Annotated in this window: 17 protein-coding genes; all 17 read left to right on the forward strand. The window is 42.0% G+C overall.

The features are described from left to right. Positions 1-6 precede the first annotated feature (6 nt). The 17 genes from NST62_RS04000 to rimP all read left to right on the forward strand — a co-directional run bounded on the left by NST62_RS04000 (position 7) and on the right by rimP (position 18069). Positions 7-630, forward strand: coding sequence for a chemotaxis protein CheC (locus tag NST62_RS04000; protein ID WP_141601582.1), 624 nt, complete (start codon positions 7-9; stop codon positions 628-630). Between the two features lies 1 nt (position 631). Then, positions 632-1120: a chemotaxis protein CheD gene (locus tag NST62_RS04005; RefSeq protein ID WP_141601583.1), complete on the forward strand. Its 489-nt coding sequence runs from the start codon at positions 632-634 to the stop codon at positions 1118-1120. Further along, positions 1120-1506: a hypothetical protein gene (locus NST62_RS04010; RefSeq protein WP_141601584.1), complete on the forward strand. Its 387-nt coding sequence runs from the start codon at positions 1120-1122 to the stop codon at positions 1504-1506. Before NST62_RS04005 ends, NST62_RS04010 begins: the two co-directional genes overlap by 1 nt. Positions 1507-1676: 170 nt before the next feature. After that, positions 1677-2435: a FliA/WhiG family RNA polymerase sigma factor gene (locus tag NST62_RS04015; RefSeq protein ID WP_141601585.1), complete on the forward strand. Its 759-nt coding sequence runs from the start codon at positions 1677-1679 to the stop codon at positions 2433-2435. A 45-nt stretch (positions 2436-2480) separates the two neighbouring features. Beyond that, complete coding sequence (locus tag NST62_RS04020) at positions 2481-2792, forward strand: RNA polymerase subunit sigma (protein ID WP_342463161.1); 312 nt, start codon at positions 2481-2483, stop codon at positions 2790-2792. A gap of 8 nt (positions 2793-2800) precedes the next feature. Next, positions 2801-3361 (forward strand): hypothetical protein, encoded by a 561-nt coding sequence (locus NST62_RS04025; protein WP_342463162.1) that lies wholly within the window; start codon positions 2801-2803, stop codon positions 3359-3361. A gap of 184 nt (positions 3362-3545) precedes the next feature. Then, positions 3546-4265: a 30S ribosomal protein S2 gene (gene rpsB, locus NST62_RS04030; RefSeq protein WP_141601588.1), complete on the forward strand. Its 720-nt coding sequence runs from the start codon at positions 3546-3548 to the stop codon at positions 4263-4265. 125 nt (positions 4266-4390) lie between these two features. After that, positions 4391-5275, forward strand: a complete 885-nt coding sequence (tsf, locus tag NST62_RS04035) for a translation elongation factor Ts (RefSeq protein ID WP_141601589.1) — start codon at positions 4391-4393, stop codon at positions 5273-5275. 89 nt (positions 5276-5364) lie between these two features. Beyond that, positions 5365-6090 carry a UMP kinase gene (gene pyrH / locus NST62_RS04040; protein WP_141601590.1) on the forward strand — a complete coding sequence of 242 codons (726 nt, stop codon included), beginning with the start codon at positions 5365-5367 and terminating at the stop codon, positions 6088-6090. Next, complete coding sequence (gene frr / locus NST62_RS04045; RefSeq protein ID WP_141601591.1) at positions 6090-6644, forward strand: ribosome recycling factor; 555 nt, start codon at positions 6090-6092, stop codon at positions 6642-6644. The genes pyrH and frr overlap by 1 nt, the downstream gene beginning before the upstream one ends. A gap of 244 nt (positions 6645-6888) precedes the next feature. Continuing rightward, positions 6889-7662: an isoprenyl transferase gene (locus NST62_RS04050; protein WP_141601592.1), complete on the forward strand. Its 774-nt coding sequence runs from the start codon at positions 6889-6891 to the stop codon at positions 7660-7662. Between the two features lie 16 nt (positions 7663-7678). Then, positions 7679-8473, forward strand: coding sequence for a phosphatidate cytidylyltransferase (locus tag NST62_RS04055; RefSeq protein ID WP_141601593.1), 795 nt, complete (start codon positions 7679-7681; stop codon positions 8471-8473). A 17-nt stretch (positions 8474-8490) separates the two neighbouring features. Further along, complete coding sequence (gene dxr, locus NST62_RS04060) at positions 8491-9636, forward strand: 1-deoxy-D-xylulose-5-phosphate reductoisomerase (RefSeq protein ID WP_342463277.1); 1146 nt, start codon at positions 8491-8493, stop codon at positions 9634-9636. Between the two features lie 30 nt (positions 9637-9666). Further along, positions 9667-10935: an RIP metalloprotease RseP gene (gene rseP / locus NST62_RS04065; RefSeq protein ID WP_141601595.1), complete on the forward strand. Its 1269-nt coding sequence runs from the start codon at positions 9667-9669 to the stop codon at positions 10933-10935. A 195-nt stretch (positions 10936-11130) separates the two neighbouring features. Continuing rightward, positions 11131-12825, forward strand: a complete 1695-nt coding sequence (gene proS, locus NST62_RS04070; RefSeq protein WP_328215076.1) for a proline--tRNA ligase — start codon at positions 11131-11133, stop codon at positions 12823-12825. A gap of 154 nt (positions 12826-12979) precedes the next feature. Then, positions 12980-17308 (forward strand): PolC-type DNA polymerase III, encoded by a 4329-nt coding sequence (locus NST62_RS04075; protein WP_141601597.1) that lies wholly within the window; start codon positions 12980-12982, stop codon positions 17306-17308. 281 nt (positions 17309-17589) lie between these two features. Further along, entirely contained in the window at positions 17590-18069 is a 480-nt protein-coding gene (rimP, locus tag NST62_RS04080) for a ribosome maturation factor RimP (protein ID WP_141601598.1), read from the forward strand. Positions 18070-18076: the final 7 nt, after the last annotated feature.

Consider the following 18076-nt stretch of genomic DNA (forward strand, 5'->3'; position numbering starts at 1 on the left):
TTTCTCATGATTCATCCTAAAATCGATCCAATGCATCTGGATATTCTGAAGGAAATCGGGAATATCGGAGCAGCCCATGCGGCAACATCCCTATCTCTTCTCTTGGATAAAAGGATAGAAATGCATGTCCCGAAAGCGGAGATGATTACATTTAATGAAACAATGAATTTATTGGGCGTCCCGGATGAGGTGGTTGTTGGAATCTATCTAAGGTTGGAAGGCGATCTGGAAGGTAACATGTTTTACGTTTTGCCGATTGAACAGGCAAATCGGTTTATCCGGAGGCTTTTGAAAAATAAACGGTTTGATTTGCGCACTGATGTTTCCGAACTTGGATTGTCTGCCATGCAGGAAATCGGAAATATTTTATCCGGCGCTTATTTATCCGCTTTGTCAGATTTTTTGCAATTAAAGGTTTGTTCCACTGTTCCAGGATTGGCCATCGATATGTTTGGGGCAATTATAAGTTTGGGACTGATTGAAATTTCCAGGGTCAGTGATTACGTGATTGTCATTCACACATCCATCTCTGAAGAAGGAAAAGAGGATTCGGGAATGACAGGGCGCTTTTTGTTATTGCCTTCCCCGGAATCCTTTAACGTCATTTTTAAAGCGTTAGGGGTCAGATAATATGGGGAAGGTAGTGAAAGTAGGAATTGCCCAAATGGGTGTGGCCAAACCGCCGGATACGATCCGTACCTCTGGCCTGGGTTCATGTGTAGGGGTCGTTTTATATGATGAAACGAAGAAAGTTGCCGGACTTGTCCATATTATGCTTCCGGATTCTTCGCTCAGCCGTTCTGAAACTCCCAATATTGCCAAATTTGCAGACACAGGCATTAAAGGGCTGGAGGAAATGCTCTTGAAGGAAGGGGCCCAAAAATGCCGGTTAAAGGCAAAAATTGCCGGCGGCGCCCAAATGTTCCAGTTTTCTTCGTCAAAGGAAATCATGCGGATCGGGCAAAGGAATGTGGAAGCTGTAAAAAGGGTGCTCAAGGAACTGGGAATCCCGATTATTGCAGAAGATACGGGAGGCAGCAGCGGAAGGACCATTGAATTTAATCCTGCAACAGGAAAATTGATGATTCGCACAGTGAATCAAGGAGTGAATGAAATTTAATGTACGGTTCTGTATTTTGGAATTGCTGGGGAAGTTTATTCGCTTTTACGGTCACGTTTGCCATTGTGTATCAGGAATCGATATCCCCATTAAAAATTATGCTAACATCCTTTTTCGTTGCGATTGCCGTTTTCATACTGATGTTTCCTGTGCGTTCTCTCATCGGCTTCATCTTATTTACGCCAGATGATGAACATTTAAATGATGCGATTGAGAAAGATGAAACAGACGGAAATGAAAACCTTTCGGAGGAAATGCAATCCGGAATTGAAAATCCGGAAGAAATGAACAATCACCATTCTTCTTCCAAAGGATTGCAAGACCAAAATGCTGAAGAAATTGCCAATGTTGTCCGGGCAATGATGGAAGAAAAGGATGATGCTTAAGTACTATTTTTGGATGAAAAAAACTTTCTGTTAGGCTATTTTCCACAGAAAAAACAAAAATTACTGCGTGATAATCAAATGATTTGGTCCTATTGAATCCGGTGTTTTTTGTACCTGTGTTTGATATAATTTTTAGTAATAAAGGCGTTTATTGAAGAAAGGTGGATGCCATGGTAAGGAAGTTAGATGAGCAAGAATTATGGAACAGCTGGATAAAAAACCGGGATCCGCATGCTGGCAATTTATTGATCAAAAAATATCAGCCTCTTGTATCTTATCATGTCCAGCGAATCGGATCGGGGCTGCCGAAAAATGTTTCCCGGGATGATTTAACAAGTTTGGGAATGATGGGGCTTTTTGATGCGCTGAATAAGTTTGATATTAACAGGGATTTGCAATTTGATACATACGCATCTTTCAGGGTGCGCGGCGCTATCATAGACGGCCTCAGAAAAGAGGATTGGCTGTCGCGCTCAGCCCGGGATAAAGCGAAAAAAATGGAATCAGTCATTGAACGATTGGAGCAAAAATTAATGCGCCACGTGACGCCGGAAGAACTTGCAGAACATATGAACATACCGGTGGAAGAAGTTTATCAAACGGTGCAAGAACATTTCTTTTCAAACATATTGTCCCTTAATGAAACACTGAATGACCAGGATGACAATGACCGGAATACATACATGATTCGGGATGAAAATGCCCGGACACCTGAACAGGAAGCAATACATAAAGAATTGATTGAAGAACTTGCAGATAATATTAAAAAATTGAGTGAAAGGGAACAGCTCGTTTTAAGCTTGTTTTATTCGGAAGAGATGACGTTGACCGAAATCGGGGAAGTGTTGAATTTATCCACTTCCCGGATTTCGCAGATTCATTCCAAAGCGCTGTTGAAATTAAGAAAGCTTTTATCAAAAGAGGAATAATACATATTGACAAAGAGAACTAATACATAATTATAGGTGGGACGAATGAGTTTAAAAGGTGTGGAATTACAAATTGCGATTCCCAAAACGGTGGATGCGGGAAAATTGGCTGAACAACATCAGCAGCATGTTGTTCAGCAGCAATATTACGCAAACGAAGCGTTAAAAAAAGAAACCGAAAAAAAGCAACTCACCGTAAACGACACCGAAAAAATCTCTATAGTATCCGAAGAAAAGGATCGTAAGGGAAATAAAGGGGGAAATAGCAACCATCACTATCAGAAAAAAAGAAAGCGAAAAGAAGCTCAGGAATTGAAACATCCCTATAAAGGAAATTTTATTGATTACAGTGGATAGGAGTTTATATGGCTACAGTACTCATCATTCTTCTCATCATTTTACAATTGATCGGCTTTCTTCTTATTTTTATATTAAATTCAAAAATCGCGAAGTTTAAGGATTTGGAAATTCGGCAAAATAAAATAATGAAAGAAATGGAAGATGCCATAAGCGCCTATTTGTTGGAAATGAAAGAAGAAAACGATCGGTTTATTAATGAATTAAAAAATTTAAAATCATTGCAATCAAAAGAGTTTCCAAATGATGCAACAGAGCAAATCAATCAACCCGGTTCAGATGACAAGCAAAACGATTTGCATGAAAATGGGGCAGAAAAAACAAGCTTGAAAGTAGTGCCAAAATCCGTTGCGAAAATAGCATATATAAAGCAGCTAAAGACATCCAACGAAATGGCAGGAAAAGAAAAAGCGCATAAAATAAAAGAGAATGATCCATTACAGGCGGAAACGTCATTGAAAGAAAAAGTATTGTCCCTTCATCAAGAAGGAAAATCAATCGAAGAGATTGCAAAAATCACCCAGAAAGGGAAAAAGGAAATTGAACTATTATTGAAGTTCCAAAAATGAACTTTTAAAGGGCAAAGCATAAAACTTCTTGCGCGGCAAAGGGGTTTGTGTTATATTACCAAGTGGTGTAACGATTACACACGCATTTTGATGGATAAGTGGTGCTTAAAAGGCCTCTTTTAAGTTGCTTATCCCAAATGATAAATGCGGAGGAATAAAACCAATATTAATAGGAGGAAAATTCATGTCAGTAATCTCAATGAAACAATTGCTAGAGGCCGGTGTACATTTCGGACACCAAACACGCCGTTGGAATCCAAAAATGAAAAAATACATTTTTGTTGAACGTAACGGCATTTATATCATCGATTTGCAAAAAACTGTGAAAAAATTAGAAGAAGCTTACGAGTTCATGCGTCAAGTTGGAGCGAACGGCGGAAAAGTTCTTTTTGTCGGTACGAAAAAACAAGCACAAGATGCTATCAAAGAGGAAGCTGAGCGTTCTGGCAACTTCTACATCAACCAACGCTGGCTAGGTGGAACATTAACAAACTTCAAAACAATCAAAAAACGTGTTGCACGTATGAAAGAAATCGAAAAAATGGAAGAAGAAGGTATTTTCGACGTTCTTCCTAAAAAAGAAGTTATGAAATTGAAAAAAGAACATGAACGTTTAGTGAAATTCCTTGGCGGTATTCGTGACATGAACGAATTGCCTGACGTTATGTTCGTGGTAGACCCGCGCAAAGAACGCATCGCTGTAGCTGAAGCTCGTAAATTAAATATTCCGATTGTGGGAATTGTAGATACAAACTGCGACCCAGACGAAATCGACTACGTAATTCCTGCAAACGATGATGCGATCCGCGCTGTAAAATTATTGACAGCAAAAATCGCAGACGCTTTAATTGAGGGTAAACAAGGTGAATCTGAAGCTCAAGCTGAAGAAGTAGTTGCTGAGTAATTCACTGCTACATGGGTGATAAGTGGGTGTTTCACTTATCACCTTTTTTTGAGAAACCATGGTTTCTTATGATAAAAAAAGGTAAAAACTTATAGTAAACTAAATGATCCAAGGAGGAACTTTCAATGGCTATTTCTGCACAGTTAGTAAAAGAACTTCGTGAAAAAACGGGCGCAGGTATGATGGATTGTAAAAAAGCCCTTGTAGCAACAAACGGCGACATCGATGCTGCAATCGATTACCTACGCGAAAAAGGTTTGGCATCTGCAAGCAAAAAAGCTGACCGCATCGCGGCGGAAGGTACAACTTATATTTTAACAGAAGGCAACGATGCAGTGATTTTGGAAGTAAACGCTGAAACAGACTTCGTTGCGAAAAACGACCAATTCCAAGAATTGGTAAAAAGCTTGGCTGCACAACTAATTAAAGCTAAACCTGAATCCGTGGAAGCGGCATTGGAAGTAAAAAATGAAAAAGGAGAAACAATCAAAGACCAAATCGCGTCTGCTGTGGCAACAATCGGTGAAAAAATCACCCTCCGCCGTTTCGAAATCAAAACAAAAACAGACGCTGATGCATTCGGTGCATATCTTCACATGGGCGGCCGCATCGGGGTATTAGTTGTGCTTGAAGGTTCAACAGACAGCCAAGCTGCAAAAGACATTGCGATGCACATTGCAGCAATCAATCCAAAATATATCACGCGTGATGAAGTACCTGCGGAAGAAGTTGAACACGAACGCAAAGTATTGACTGAACAGGCGTTAAACGAAGGCAAACCTGAAAACATTGTGGCAAAAATGGTTGAAGGTCGACTTGGAAAATTCTTTGAACAAGTTTGCTTATTAGAACAAGCATTTGTAAAAGATCCAGATCAAAAAGTACGCGATTTCGTGAAATCTACAGGCGGCAATGTAACTTCATTCGTGCGCTATGAAGTTGGAGAGGGCATTGAAAAACGCGCCGACAACTTTGCGGAAGAAGTTATGAGCCAAGTAAAAGGTAAATAATTGAGCATAAATACACAAACTCTATGGGGAGCACTCTAAGTGTTCCCTATTTTTCAGAAAAGGAAAAGAATGGATAATGGAGGTTTACTATGAGTGTGCCGCAATATAAGCGAGTTGTGATTAAAATTAGTGGTGAGGCGTTAGCAGGAGAAGCAGGATTTGGAATTTCTCCTAAAATTCTTAAATCGGTGGCAGAAGATATTAAAGAAGTTGTTGATCTTGGAGTAGAAGTGGCAGTTGTCGTTGGCGGAGGAAACATTTGGCGTGGTAAAATGGGAAGTGAAATGGGAATGGATCGCGCTTCTGCCGATTACATGGGAATGCTTGCAACGGTTATGAATTCCCTGGCTTTGCAGGATGCCCTTGAAAAGTTGAATGTGGAAACTCGTGTACAATCTTCCATCGTGATGACCCAAGTAGCGGAACCTTACATACGTCGAAAAGCGGTGCGTCACCTCGAAAAAGGGCGTGTTGTAATTTTCGCTGCCGGTACCGGAAACCCATTTTTCTCCACAGATACAACTGCTGCATTGAGAGCGGCTGAAATTGATGCGGATGCGATTCTAATGGCAAAAAATAATGTTGACGGCGTTTATTCGGCGGATCCAAAAATTCATCGGGATGCTGTGAAATACGATACCCTCACTTATTTGGATGTCATCCAGCAAGGGTTGCAAGTAATGGATTCCACAGCTTCCACATTATGTATGGACAATGATATTCCATTAATAGTATTCTCTATTATGGAAAAAGGGAACATTAAACGTGCCGTATTAGGTGACAAAATCGGGACTGTTGTTAGGAGGAATGCATAATGAACAGTGTGTATGAACAAGCGAAGGAGAAAATGAATAAATCGATCGCGGCTTTTACTAGGGAGCTTGCATCGATTCGCGCAGGAAGAGCAAATGCTTCATTGCTTGACCGCATCAACGTGGACTATTATGGGGTACCGACACCTGTTAACCAGCTTGCGGGTATTACTGCTCCGGAACCTCGTCTTCTTGTGATAAGTCCATATGATAAATCGGTATTAGGGGAAATTGAAAAAGCGATTTTAAAATCCGATCTCGGTTTAACTCCAGCCAATGATGGAAACGTCATCCGCTTGGCAATCCCTCCTTTGACTGAAGAGCGCCGCAAAGAGTTGGTGAAACTTGTTAAGAAAGAAGCGGAAGAAGCGCGTGTTGCCATTCGTAACGTTCGCCGTGACGCAAATGATGAATTGAAAAAAATGGAGAAAAATGGTGAAATTACGGAAGACGAATTGCGTGGCCATGTAAATGATATCCAGAAGTTAACGGATGATTTTATTGCCAAAATCGACAATTTAGCAAAAGAAAAAGAAGAGGAAATCCTTGCAATTTAATGGTTGCCGCCAAAAGAGAACTTTCAAGCGATTGTGACGTCCTTCCTTTCAGGACGTCTTTTTCATTTAAATTTGCAAGTATTGGTTTTTTTATCCAGAAAAACGTATAATGGGAAACTTGTACATAAGATAGTAAAAGATTATAAAAAATACAAATAATTATAAAGGAAATATAAGACACATATATTGGATTTTGATATTATTAATAAGAATACGTCCAAAACGTTGTCAGGTGGGGGAATACATGATATTTAAGAAATTTTTTAAAAAAGCAAAATTTGAAAAAAGAGCGTCCGAACTGGATAGCAATATTGAAGAAATCCCTTCCCATATTGCAATCATTATGGACGGCAATGGACGTTGGGCAAAAAGGCGGGCTATGCCAAGGATCGCTGGGCATCAAGAAGGGATGAAAACCGTAAGAAGAATTGCTCGGGTCGCGGATGAACTTGGGGTGAAAGTGCTGACCCTATACGCTTTTTCTACAGAAAACTGGAAGCGCCCGAAAACCGAAGTGGAATATTTGATGAGCTTGCCAGAAAAATTCCTCGATGAATTTTTGCCGGAAATTATGGAGCGAAATATTTGCGTTCAAATGATCGGCGAAAAGGAAGGTTTACCGGAGCATACAAAAAGAGCAATAAATAAAGCAATGGAAAAAACAAAAAATAATACGGGGCTGATTTTAAACTTCGCATTGAACTATGGCAGCCGCGCAGAGATTGTCAAGGCGATGAAATCCATGATGAAGGAAGTGCAGGAAGGAAAATTAACGATTGAGGAAATTACGGAAGAAACCGTGAATCAATATTTGATGACTTCCCATCTGCCGGAACCGGATTTATTGATCCGAACAAGCGGAGAAGTGCGCTTAAGCAATTTTATGCTTTGGCAATTGGCTTATACGGAGTTCTGGTTTACAGAAACTCTTTGGCCGGATTTTGATGAAGAAGATTTTATGGAAGCGATTCAGGCTTATCAGAAAAGGAATCGCAGATATGGCGGATTGACGGATTGAAAGGAGAAGAAATCGATTGAAGCAACGGATTATAACAGCAGTCATAGCAGCTGCCTTTTTTATCCCGTTTGTAGTTTATGGTAAACTTCCTTTTGCTTTATTGGTTTATGCTATGGCGACAGTGGCAATGTTTGAATTGCTGCGGATGAAGAAAATGTCCATTTTTTCAGTTCCGGGATTCGTCGGGTTCATGACCGTATATATCCTGTTAATGCCCGATCAATGGGCCAATAAATTGCATGAAGCGACTTCCTATTCAAAATTGGAGTTTCTTGTCATAGCGGCTCTTTTATTGTTGATTCATTCGGTTATTGTGAAGAACCAATTTACCTTTGATGAAATCGGGTTTGTATTATTGTCCGCTTTATATGTCGGCATCGGTTTTTACTATTTGATCGAAACGAGAAACGCCGGACTGGAGTTCATTATTTTTGCCTTACTCATCGTCTGGTCCACCGATTCCGGAGCGTACTTCATCGGAAGAAAATTCGGCAAGAATAAATTATGGCCGGAAATCTCCCCGAATAAGACCGTTGAAGGATTCTTTGGCGGCATACTCACCGCAATCGTGATTACAAGTATTATGCATATAATTTACCCATTTGATAAACCTTGGTTTATACTTATTCTAGTAACGATTGTCAGCTCCGTTTTCGGACAATTGGGAGATTTGGTGGAATCCGCCATCAAACGACATTATGATGTGAAAGATTCGGGCAAGATTCTTCCAGGTCATGGAGGAATTTTGGACCGCTTTGACAGCTTATTGTTTGTGTTACCTTTACTTAACTTGTTGCATTTTGTCAGCTAACGAAGGGAAGGAACATGTTGAAAAAGATCAGTTTGTTGGGGGCAACAGGCTCAATCGGATTGCAAACTTGCGATATTTTACTAAACCATCCTGAAGAGTTTCGGCTTGTTGCATTTTCTGCAGGAAAAAATATAGAAAAGACCCGTGAAATTATCCAGGCATTGCAGCCGGAGCTGGTCTCTGTGCAGGAAGAAAAAGATGCCTATGCATTAAAAAAAGAGTTTCCACATATAAATTTTACATACGGCGAACAAGGGCTGATAGAAGTCGCAACCCATCCGGATACGAGCATTTTGGTGAATGCCGTTTTGGGCAGTGTCGGATTGCCTTCGACATTGGCGGCTGTACGAATGGGGAAAACGATTGCCATCGCGAATAAAGAAACTCTCGTAACCGCCGGGCATCTTGTGATGGAAGAGGCGAAAATGCATCATGCGCCGATTTTGCCGGTTGACAGTGAACATTCAGCCATCTTTCAGTCGTTGAACGGGGAAAACCCAAAACAGATTCGACGTCTCATTTTAACGGCTTCCGGCGGCGCATTCAGGGATAAAACCCGCGAGGAATTAAAAAATGTTACTGTAAAAGAAGCTTTAAATCATCCGAATTGGTCAATGGGGGCCAAAATTACGATTGACTCGGCAACGATGATGAACAAAGGATTGGAAGTTATTGAAGCCCATGTATTATTCGAAATGCCGTTTGATCAAATCGATGTATTGCTTCATAAGGAGAGCATCATTCATTCAATGGTGGAGTTCCAAGATACAAGCATCATCGCCCAATTGGGCACACCGGATATGCGGGTGCCGATCCAATATGCACTAAGCTATCCGGATCGTTTGCCACTCATTGGCGGCAAACCGTTAAATTTGGCGGAAATTGGCCAGCTGCATTTTCAAAAGGTGGATTTTGAACGGTTTAGAGCGTTAAAATTGGCTTATGAAGCAGGACGAATGGGCGGGACAATTTTAACGGCAATGAATGCTGCAAATGAGGCGGCAGTGCAATTGTTTTTGCAGGAGAAGATTACATTTTTGGAAATTGAAGAAATCATCGAGCGGATTATGGACAACCATGATAATATTTCGAACCCGGATTTGGAAACAATTTTGCATGTGGACAAGGAAACAAGAAAAAAAGTGCTCAGTATGGTACAATAAACTCCAACGCGGCTTTAAAGGTGGTATTTTATGCAAACAATATTGGCGTTTATCCTCGTATTCGGTTTAATCGTTTTCTTTCATGAACTCGGGCATTTCATTTTTGCTAAACGGTCAGGAATTTTAGTGCGGGAATTTGCCATTGGTATGGGCCCAAAAATTTTTGGCATGAAAAAAGGTGAAACATTATATACCATCCGATTATTGCCGCTCGGCGGTTATGTGCGGATGGCCGGGGAAGAGTTTGATCAAATCGAGCTCCAACCAGGCTATCGGGTAGGTCTCGTATTAAATGATGATGAAAAAGTAGAAAAGATTTATCTGAACCAAAATGTCCAGAATCCCAATGTGTTATTCATGGAAGTGGAACGGGCGGATTTAAATAAGGATTTATGGATTGAGGGGTATGATGAGGAAGAACGGCTCGTGCGCTTCGACGTGGCTCGGAATGCCATAATCATTGAAAACGGGGAAGAAACGGTCATTGCCCCTTTCGACCGTACATTTGAAGCGAAATCGTTGTGGCAGCGCACACTGACAATCTTTGCCGGTCCATTGTTTAACTTCATTCTGGCATTTGTCATTTTTATTTTTCTGGGAATCTTCCAAGGGGTTCCGACGAACGAACCGATTATTTCCGAAGTAATGGATGACAGTCCTGCAGCCGAAGCGGGCATGAAAGCCGGGGATTATGTAAAATCCATAAACGGACATCCAATTGATAAATGGGAAGATTTAACAAATTATGTTAAAGAAAATCCCGGGAAAGAGCTCTCAATGATTGTTGAAAGAGGCGGACAAGAGGCCGAGTTGACGGTTGTCCCGGAATATGTGGAATTGGAAAATGGTGAAAAGGTAGGGCAAATTGGGGTAATCTACCAAAGCCCTCTTGAGAAAAATCCAATAAAAGCGGTTGTTTATGGTTTTCAACAAACTTGGGAATACACCGTCTTGATTCTGCAAGCGTTAGTTCATTTAATTGCCGGTCATTTTTCCCTTGACGATTTGGCAGGTCCTGTCGGCATCTATCAAGCGACTGGGGAAGTTGCAAAACACGGTTTCTTTACGCTCATGTATTGGACAGCAGCACTCAGCATTAACTTGGGTATCATGAACCTGCTTCCTCTTCCTGCGTTAGACGGCGGACGATTAATGTTCTTCAGCATTGAAGCGTTAAGAGGAAAACCTGTCGACCGCAAAAAGGAAGGCATGGTTCATTTCGTAGGAATCGTGTTGTTAATGATTTTAATGATTGCTGTAACGTGGAACGATATTCAGCGATTGTTTTTCCACCAATAAAACTTTTTCTTCGCCATCCGGTTTGCCGACGGAGGCGATTTTTTTTGCAAGAAATAGGTTTGTACAGCAGGAGTATTTCCGGTTTTGCAAGAATAAAAGAGAGTGGCGTGTCACAATTCAAAAAATGTATATACTCATCCTTTCCAGGGGTATGCTATTCTATTAAGAAAGATAGAAAACAAAGGTGGAGCACTTATGAAACAAAGCCGAACGTTGATTCCGACAATGCGTGAAGTGCCTCGAAATGCGGAAACGAAATCCTGCCAAATGCTGATGCGTGCAGGCTATATTCGAAAACATCCGAACGGAACATATTCTTATTTACCTTTGGCAAAAAGGGTAATGCAAAAAATAATACAAATAGTTCGGGAAGAAATCGAAAAGAGAGATGCGATTGAAGTGGTATTGCCGTACATACATACGGATTTGCTGCGGCAGTCCGGATCGGCGGAAAGCCTGAAAGGGCATCCGGGTTCTGCGCAGGACGATCGTAAAGAAATGCTGTTTGCATCAAATTTGCAGTTGATGACTTCCATCATTTCCGATGAAATCAAAACGTATAAAAAATTGCCGCTTCTTCTCTACCAATTCCAAAACCGGTTCCGCAGCGACATAAAGCCAAGTCTCGATTTATTGCAGGCTCGGGAATTTCTCGTAAAGGAAGCGTATTTATTTCATAACAGCAAAGAGGGTTTGAATGACGGCTTTGAACAAATGAAGGAAGCGTATGAACGGATTTTTTCCCGCTTGGGATTGACCGTGGATTTGGCAGAAGCGGATACCAAAATTGCCGGCGAGGAATCCTATGAATTTGTCATTCGGACGGAAATCGGGCAGGAATGGATTGCTTATTCCGATCAGTCGGATTATGCGGTAATTGCAGAAATTGCAAAAGTGTCCAGAAAATATGAACCGTTCGATGAAGATTTGAAACCGTTGGAAAAGATTGCTACACCAAGCATCCAAACAATCAACGATTTGTGCGGTTTCCTGGAAGTTGATCCAAGCAAGTGCATCAAATCCCTCGTGCTAAATGTCGATGGCAAGATTGTTGTAGCTCTCGTTCGCGGCGACCATCAATTAAATTTACGAAAAATAGCAAAAATATTGAATGCAACAAATGTGCGATTTGCGAGCGATGAAGAAATCGTGGAAAACATCGGTTGCCCGAAAGGCTTCATCGGTCCAATTAAATTGCCCATTGACATAATGGTCATTGCCGACCATGGGATTAAGTCCATTGTAAACGGGGCCAGCGGTGCAAATGAAGAGGGCTATCATTATATCAACGTTAATCCGAATCGCGACTTTGCCATTAATTTATATGAAGATATCCGATACATCGAAGAAGGGGATCCTTCCCCTGATGGCCATGGAACGATTCAGCTTGAAAAAGGGATTTCGATAGGGCGATTAACCAAAATCAATCCTGCCTATGCCGAAAAAATGGGGGCAACCATTACCGGACAGGATGGAAAACCAATCCCTTTGCAAATAGCAAGCTTTCAATTGGACCTTACAAGAATATTTGCTGTCCTGGCGGAGCGGTTCCAAGACGAAAAAGGGCTTTCTTGGCCAAAACATTTGGCACCTTATGATTTGCATGTCATGGCAGCAAACGCAGAGGATGAAGAGCAACATCATCTTGCAGAACTCCTCTATAATATTTTGACGACATATCGTTACGATGTTTTATTTGATGACCGGGATGAAAGGGCAGGCGTGAAATTTGCTGATGCTGATTTAATCGGCTTACCGATTCGTGTGACAGCCGGCAAAAAAGCAAAAGACGGAATTGTGGAATTGAAAAACAGGAAAACGGGCGAAACAGTTGAATGCGTGAAAGAAGAACTGATCGACCGGTTAAATGAATTTTACCGAACGGAATAATTTCAAACAGACTTTTAAAAAATAGTGTATAATTTTTAGTTGGGATAACTTATGGAATTCGCTGCTCTCAAAGACAGGCCGCTTGTCCGCCTTGTCACGAGTTGTGCGAATTCTTTTCATTTTTTATTCCATCGGAGGAAAGGCGGTGAATTGGATGGAACATTCAAAAGCAAGAGAGAACTTGCGGATGCTTTTATCCCAATTAAAATTAACGGATGATATTTACATGCCCTTTTTTGAACAGGGGGAACTAACCCGGTTGACCGTTCATAAGAAAAAGAGAATTTGGAATTTCTCCGTGAAGTTGAAAAATATATTGCCATTTCAAGTATATCAACTATTTTACACCCGCTTGATGGAAGCATTTCACCATATAGCCCAGACGGTACTCACGATTAAAACAGAAAATCCGCAAGTGACGGAAAATCTCATTTCCGAATATTGGTTATCTGTCGTGGAGCGGATTGATGCCTCTCCGCCGGTGAAAAAACGATTGACTTGCCAAGTCCCGGTTTGGACAGGAAATAAGCTCATTCTTTCCTGTATTTCCGAAATGGAACAATTGACGTTGAAATCGAAGTATCGGGATATCATTTCAGAAACGTATGCTTGTTTCGGATTTCCTCCGATTACGGTGGATTTCAAATTGGTCGAAGCATCGGAAGAAGAAAAAGCGGAACAGGAACGGTTGATGGAACAGCGTAAACGGGAAGAAATCGAATTGGCAAGACAAGCCATTGAAGATTTTCAAAAGCGTGAAAAAGAAAAAGAGAAAGAGAAGAATGAACCTTCTCCGGTTGAAGAAGGTCCTGTGCAAATCGGTTCTATGATCCACGATCCGGAGATTGCCGAAATCAAATCGATAGTGGAAGAAGAGCGCCGCATTGTCATCGAAGGGCACGTTTTTGCCGTAGAAATAAAAGAATTGAAAAGCGGCCGTTCATTGCTGGAAATGAAACTGACAGATTACACGGACTCCATCTTGGTGAAAATGTTTTCCCGCAACAATGATGATGCCGAGAAAATGGCCCGCATTAAAAAAGGAATGTGGGTAAGGGTCAGAGGTTCTGTGCAAAATGATACATTTGTGCGCGAATTAGTGATGATTGCCAATGATATCAATGAAATTCATAAAGAGCCTCGAAAAGACACCGCACCTGAGGGGGAAAAACGGGTCGAATTGCATTTACATACGCCGATGAGCCAAATGGACGCGGTAACTCCGGTCGACCGCCTTGTTGCGCAAGCGGCAAAGTGGGGGCATCCCGCCATCGCGATTACCGATCACGCCGTTGTGCAAGCTTATCCGGAAGCCTATGCCGCCGGAAAAAAATACGGCATTAAAATCATTTATGGTTTGGAAGCGAACCTGGTCGATGATGGTGTTCCGATTGCCTATGAAGAACAACATATCAAACTGGATGAAGCGACATTTGTCGTATTTGACGTGGAAACAACCGGATTATCCACTGCGTACGATACGATTATTGAATTGGCGGCGGTGAAAATCCGTGACGGCAAAATCATTGACAGATTTGAACGTTTTGCCAATCCGCACCGGCCTCTCCCAAAAAATATCGTGGAATTGACGCATATTACCGATGATATGTTGAAAGATGCACCGGAAGTGGATGATGTCATAAGGGAATTTCATGAATTCATAGGAGATGCGATTGTCGTTGCCCATAACGCATCCTTTGACACCGGTTTCCTTTATACCGCCTATGAAAAAGCGGGAATTAAAGGGGTCAAACATCCGGTGATTGATACCCTTGAACTGTCCAGATTGTTAAATCCAACCTTAAAAAATCACCGCTTGAATACTCTATGTAAAAAATACGGCATTGAACTTACCCAGCATCACCGGGCGATTTATGACACGGAGGCCACCGGATATTTGCTGCTGCATCTATTGAAAGAAGCAAAGGAAAAAGGCATCGAATACCATGACGATTTCAACAAATTCATGGGCGGACAGGACTCCTACAAACAATCCAGACCATACCACTGCACGATTTTGGTGGTCGATAATGTCGGATTGAAAAACCTGTTCAAATTAGTTTCCATTTCCCATACGGAAACGTTCTACCGCGTTCCCCGCATCCGCCGTTCCGATTTAATGAAACATCGGGAAGGATTAATCATCGGTTCCGGATGCGGCAACGGCGAGCTGTTTGAAACGATGATGAACAAATCGCCGGAAGAAGCGGAAAGAGTGGCGGAATTCTATGACTATATTGAAGTGCATCCAAAGCCGGTATATTCACAATTGTTGGACAGCGGAACGATTCACGATGAATGGCACTTGGAGGATATCATCCGGAAGCTTGTAAAGCTCGGCAAGAAAATGGATAAGCCTGTCGTCGCGACGGGCAATGTGCATTATTTGGACGAACATGATGCCATCTATCGGAAAATCCTCGTATCTTCCCAAGGAGGAGCCAATCCTCTTAACCGATATCCGCTGCCAAAAGTGCATTTCCGGACTACGGATGAAATGCTGGAAGAATTTGCGTTTTTAGGGCCGGATCTTGCCAAGGAAATCGTGGTGACAAACTCCCAAAAAATCGCCGATATGATCGGCGATGTGAAGCCGATCAAAGATAAACTTTACACGCCGGTGATCGAAGGAGCCGAAGAGGAAATCAAACGGATGACTTATGAAATGGCCCATAAAATTTATGGGGAAAAACTTCCGGAAATTGTTGAAAAACGCCTCGAAAAAGAATTGAACTCCATTTTGGGGCACGGATTTGGAGTCGTTTATTTAATTTCTGCCAAACTCGTGAAAAAATCGTTGGAGGACGGCTACTTGGTAGGTTCCCGGGGATCTGTGGGATCTTCGCTCGTCGCAACGATGATGGAAATTACGGAAGTCAATCCTCTGCCGCCGCATTATGTTTGTCCGAACTGCCACTATTCCGAATTCTTTACGGACGGTTCCATCGGTTCCGGATTCGATTTGCCGAACAAAGACTGCCCTGAATGCGGCACCCCTTTGAAAAAAGACGGACAAGATATTCCGTTTGAAACATTCCTCGGGTTTAATGGGGACAAAGTTCCGGATATCGACTTGAACTTCTCCGGGGAATACCAGCCCCGTGCTCATAATTATACGAAGGTGCTGTTCGGGGAAGATAAGGTATTCCGTGCGGGAACAATCGGTACGGTGGCTGAAAAAACGGCATACGGCTTTGTAAAAGGATACGCAAACGATAATAATCTCAATTTGCGTTCGGCGGAAATCGACCGTTTGGCCCAGGGGTGCACCGGGGTAAAACGGACAACCGGACAGCACCCCGGAGGAATCCTGGTTGTTCCGGATTATATGGATATTTACGATTTTACGCCGGTCCAATATCCTGCGGACGATTTAAATGCGGAATGGCGCACAACGCACTTTGACTTCCATTCGATCCATGATAATATCTTAAAACTGGATATTCTCGGACACGATGATCCGACGATGATCCGGATGCTTCAAGATTTGACGGGCATCGATCCGAAAACCATTCCGCCGGATGACCCCGAAGTGATGGCAATCTTTACCGGAACCGAATCGCTCGGGGTAACCCCGGAACAAATTTTATGCAATACCGGTACCCTCGGCATTCCGGAATTCGGAACAAAATTTGTCCGCCAAATGTTGGAGGACACAAAACCGAAAACATTCGCGGAGCTCCTGAAAATTTCAGGGCTTTCCCACGGTACGGATGTATGGCTCGGAAATGCGAGTGAACTGATTGCCAACAATGTATGTTCCTTCTCGGAAGTCATCGGGTGCCGAGATGACATCATGGTGTACTTGATTTACAAAGGTTTGGATCCATCCCTTGCCTTCAAAACGATGGAATCCGTCCGCAAAGGGAAAGGATTGACGGAAGAAATGGAAAAGGCCATGAGGGAACATGATGTGCCGGACTGGTATATCGAATCTTGCAAAAAAATTAAATACATGTTCCCGAAAGCTCACGCCGCTGCTTATGTATTAATGGCGGTCCGCGTGGCATACTTTAAGGTGCACTTCCCGCTTGCCTATTATTGCGCATATTTTACTGTCCGGGCGGAAGATTTCGATTTGCCGGCGATGATCAAAGGCTCAAGGGCAATCCGTACAAGAATCGAAGAAATCAATGCAAAAGGTTTGGATGCATCGAAAAAAGAAAAAGACTTATTGACGGTCCTTGAAATTGCCCTTGAAATGTGTGAAAGAGGCATGAGTTTCAAAAATGTCGATTTGTACAAATCAAAAGCGACCGAATTTGTGATTGAGGGGAATTCGCTTATTCCTCCGTTTAATGCCATCCCGGGCCTTGGCGAAAGCGTTGCGAAACAAATTGTAGCAGCGAGGGATGAACAGGAGTTTTTGTCCAAGGAAGACTTGCAAACTCGCGGACGCGTATCAAAATCCTTGATTGAGTATATGGAACAATTGGGGGTTTTGGACGGTTTGCCGGACAACAATCAATTATCTTTATTCTAGCTGCAATATGATCGGTAATGAATGTCTTTTTCCCGCATCTTGCCGCAAGTGTTTCTTAAATTTGCATTTCTTAAGAGATTGTGTTATTGTAATATCAATAAATTGTTGATATTTCTGCAGCAAAAGAGTGGGGTTTCCCGCTCTTTTCTATTGTTGAAACAGGTCAGGATTCAGCTCTCCACCAGGAGGGTCGATTTCATACGTACACGGATTTCGAATTTCACCATTTTATGGTGGAATTTCTGTTTTTAGCCAAGGAAACGATACGTTGGGAGGATTATATGAGCAAAATTACTTCGACCGTTGAACAGCTGGTAACTCCGATTTTGGAAGAATTAAATTTGGAATTAGTGGATATTGAGTTTGTAAAAGAGGGCCGCACCTGGTTCCTCCGTGTATACATCGATACCCCTCAAGGTGGAATAGATATTGAACAATGCGCACTGGTAAGCGAGCGGCTAAGTGCGGTGCTGGATGAAAAGGACCCTATTGCACAAAACTATTATTTAGAAGTTTCTTCTCCGGGAGCAGAACGCCCGCTGAAGAAAGAAAAAGATTTTGAGAAAGCGGTCGGCAAATACGTTTACATCAAGACGTATGAACCGGTAGAAGGCATGAAAGAGTTCTACGGATATTTAAGATCCAACAACGAAGACAGCCTGGAAGTCGAAATTCGTGTAAAAACCCGCAATGTTCTTGTAAAAATCGGAAAGGAAAAGATTGCGAAAGCTCGATTGGCAATCGATTTTTCATCATATTAATTTAGGA

Source organism: Ureibacillus sp. FSL K6-8385, assembly GCF_038593155.1.
GTDB lineage: Bacteria > Bacillota > Bacilli > Bacillales_A > Planococcaceae > Ureibacillus > Ureibacillus terrenus.

What these genes read in the sequence shown, in the direction of transcription:
- pyrH (WP_141601590.1), top strand. Translation starts at nt 5,365, where the DNA reads ATGAGTGTGCCGCAATATAAGCGAGTTGTGATTAAAATTAGTGGTGAG.
- NST62_RS04000 (WP_141601582.1), top strand. Translation starts at nt 7, where the DNA reads ATGATTCATCCTAAAATCGATCCAATGCATCTGGATATTCTGAAGGAA.
- NST62_RS04050 (WP_141601592.1), top strand. Translation starts at nt 6,889, where the DNA reads ATGATATTTAAGAAATTTTTTAAAAAAGCAAAATTTGAAAAAAGAGCG.
- NST62_RS04075 (WP_141601597.1), top strand. Translation starts at nt 12,980, where the DNA reads ATGGAACATTCAAAAGCAAGAGAGAACTTGCGGATGCTTTTATCCCAA.
- NST62_RS04020 (WP_342463161.1), top strand. Translation starts at nt 2,481, where the DNA reads ATGAGTTTAAAAGGTGTGGAATTACAAATTGCGATTCCCAAAACGGTG.
- rseP (WP_141601595.1), top strand. Translation starts at nt 9,667, where the DNA reads ATGCAAACAATATTGGCGTTTATCCTCGTATTCGGTTTAATCGTTTTC.
- NST62_RS04005 (WP_141601583.1), top strand. Translation starts at nt 632, where the DNA reads ATGGGGAAGGTAGTGAAAGTAGGAATTGCCCAAATGGGTGTGGCCAAA.
- NST62_RS04010 (WP_141601584.1), top strand. Translation starts at nt 1,120, where the DNA reads ATGTACGGTTCTGTATTTTGGAATTGCTGGGGAAGTTTATTCGCTTTT.
- NST62_RS04015 (WP_141601585.1), top strand. Translation starts at nt 1,677, where the DNA reads ATGGTAAGGAAGTTAGATGAGCAAGAATTATGGAACAGCTGGATAAAA.
- rpsB (WP_141601588.1), top strand. Translation starts at nt 3,546, where the DNA reads ATGTCAGTAATCTCAATGAAACAATTGCTAGAGGCCGGTGTACATTTC.
- frr (WP_141601591.1), top strand. Translation starts at nt 6,090, where the DNA reads ATGAACAGTGTGTATGAACAAGCGAAGGAGAAAATGAATAAATCGATC.
- rimP (WP_141601598.1), top strand. Translation starts at nt 17,590, where the DNA reads ATGAGCAAAATTACTTCGACCGTTGAACAGCTGGTAACTCCGATTTTG.
- tsf (WP_141601589.1), top strand. Translation starts at nt 4,391, where the DNA reads ATGGCTATTTCTGCACAGTTAGTAAAAGAACTTCGTGAAAAAACGGGC.
- proS (WP_328215076.1), top strand. Translation starts at nt 11,131, where the DNA reads ATGAAACAAAGCCGAACGTTGATTCCGACAATGCGTGAAGTGCCTCGA.
- NST62_RS04025 (WP_342463162.1), top strand. Translation starts at nt 2,801, where the DNA reads ATGGCTACAGTACTCATCATTCTTCTCATCATTTTACAATTGATCGGC.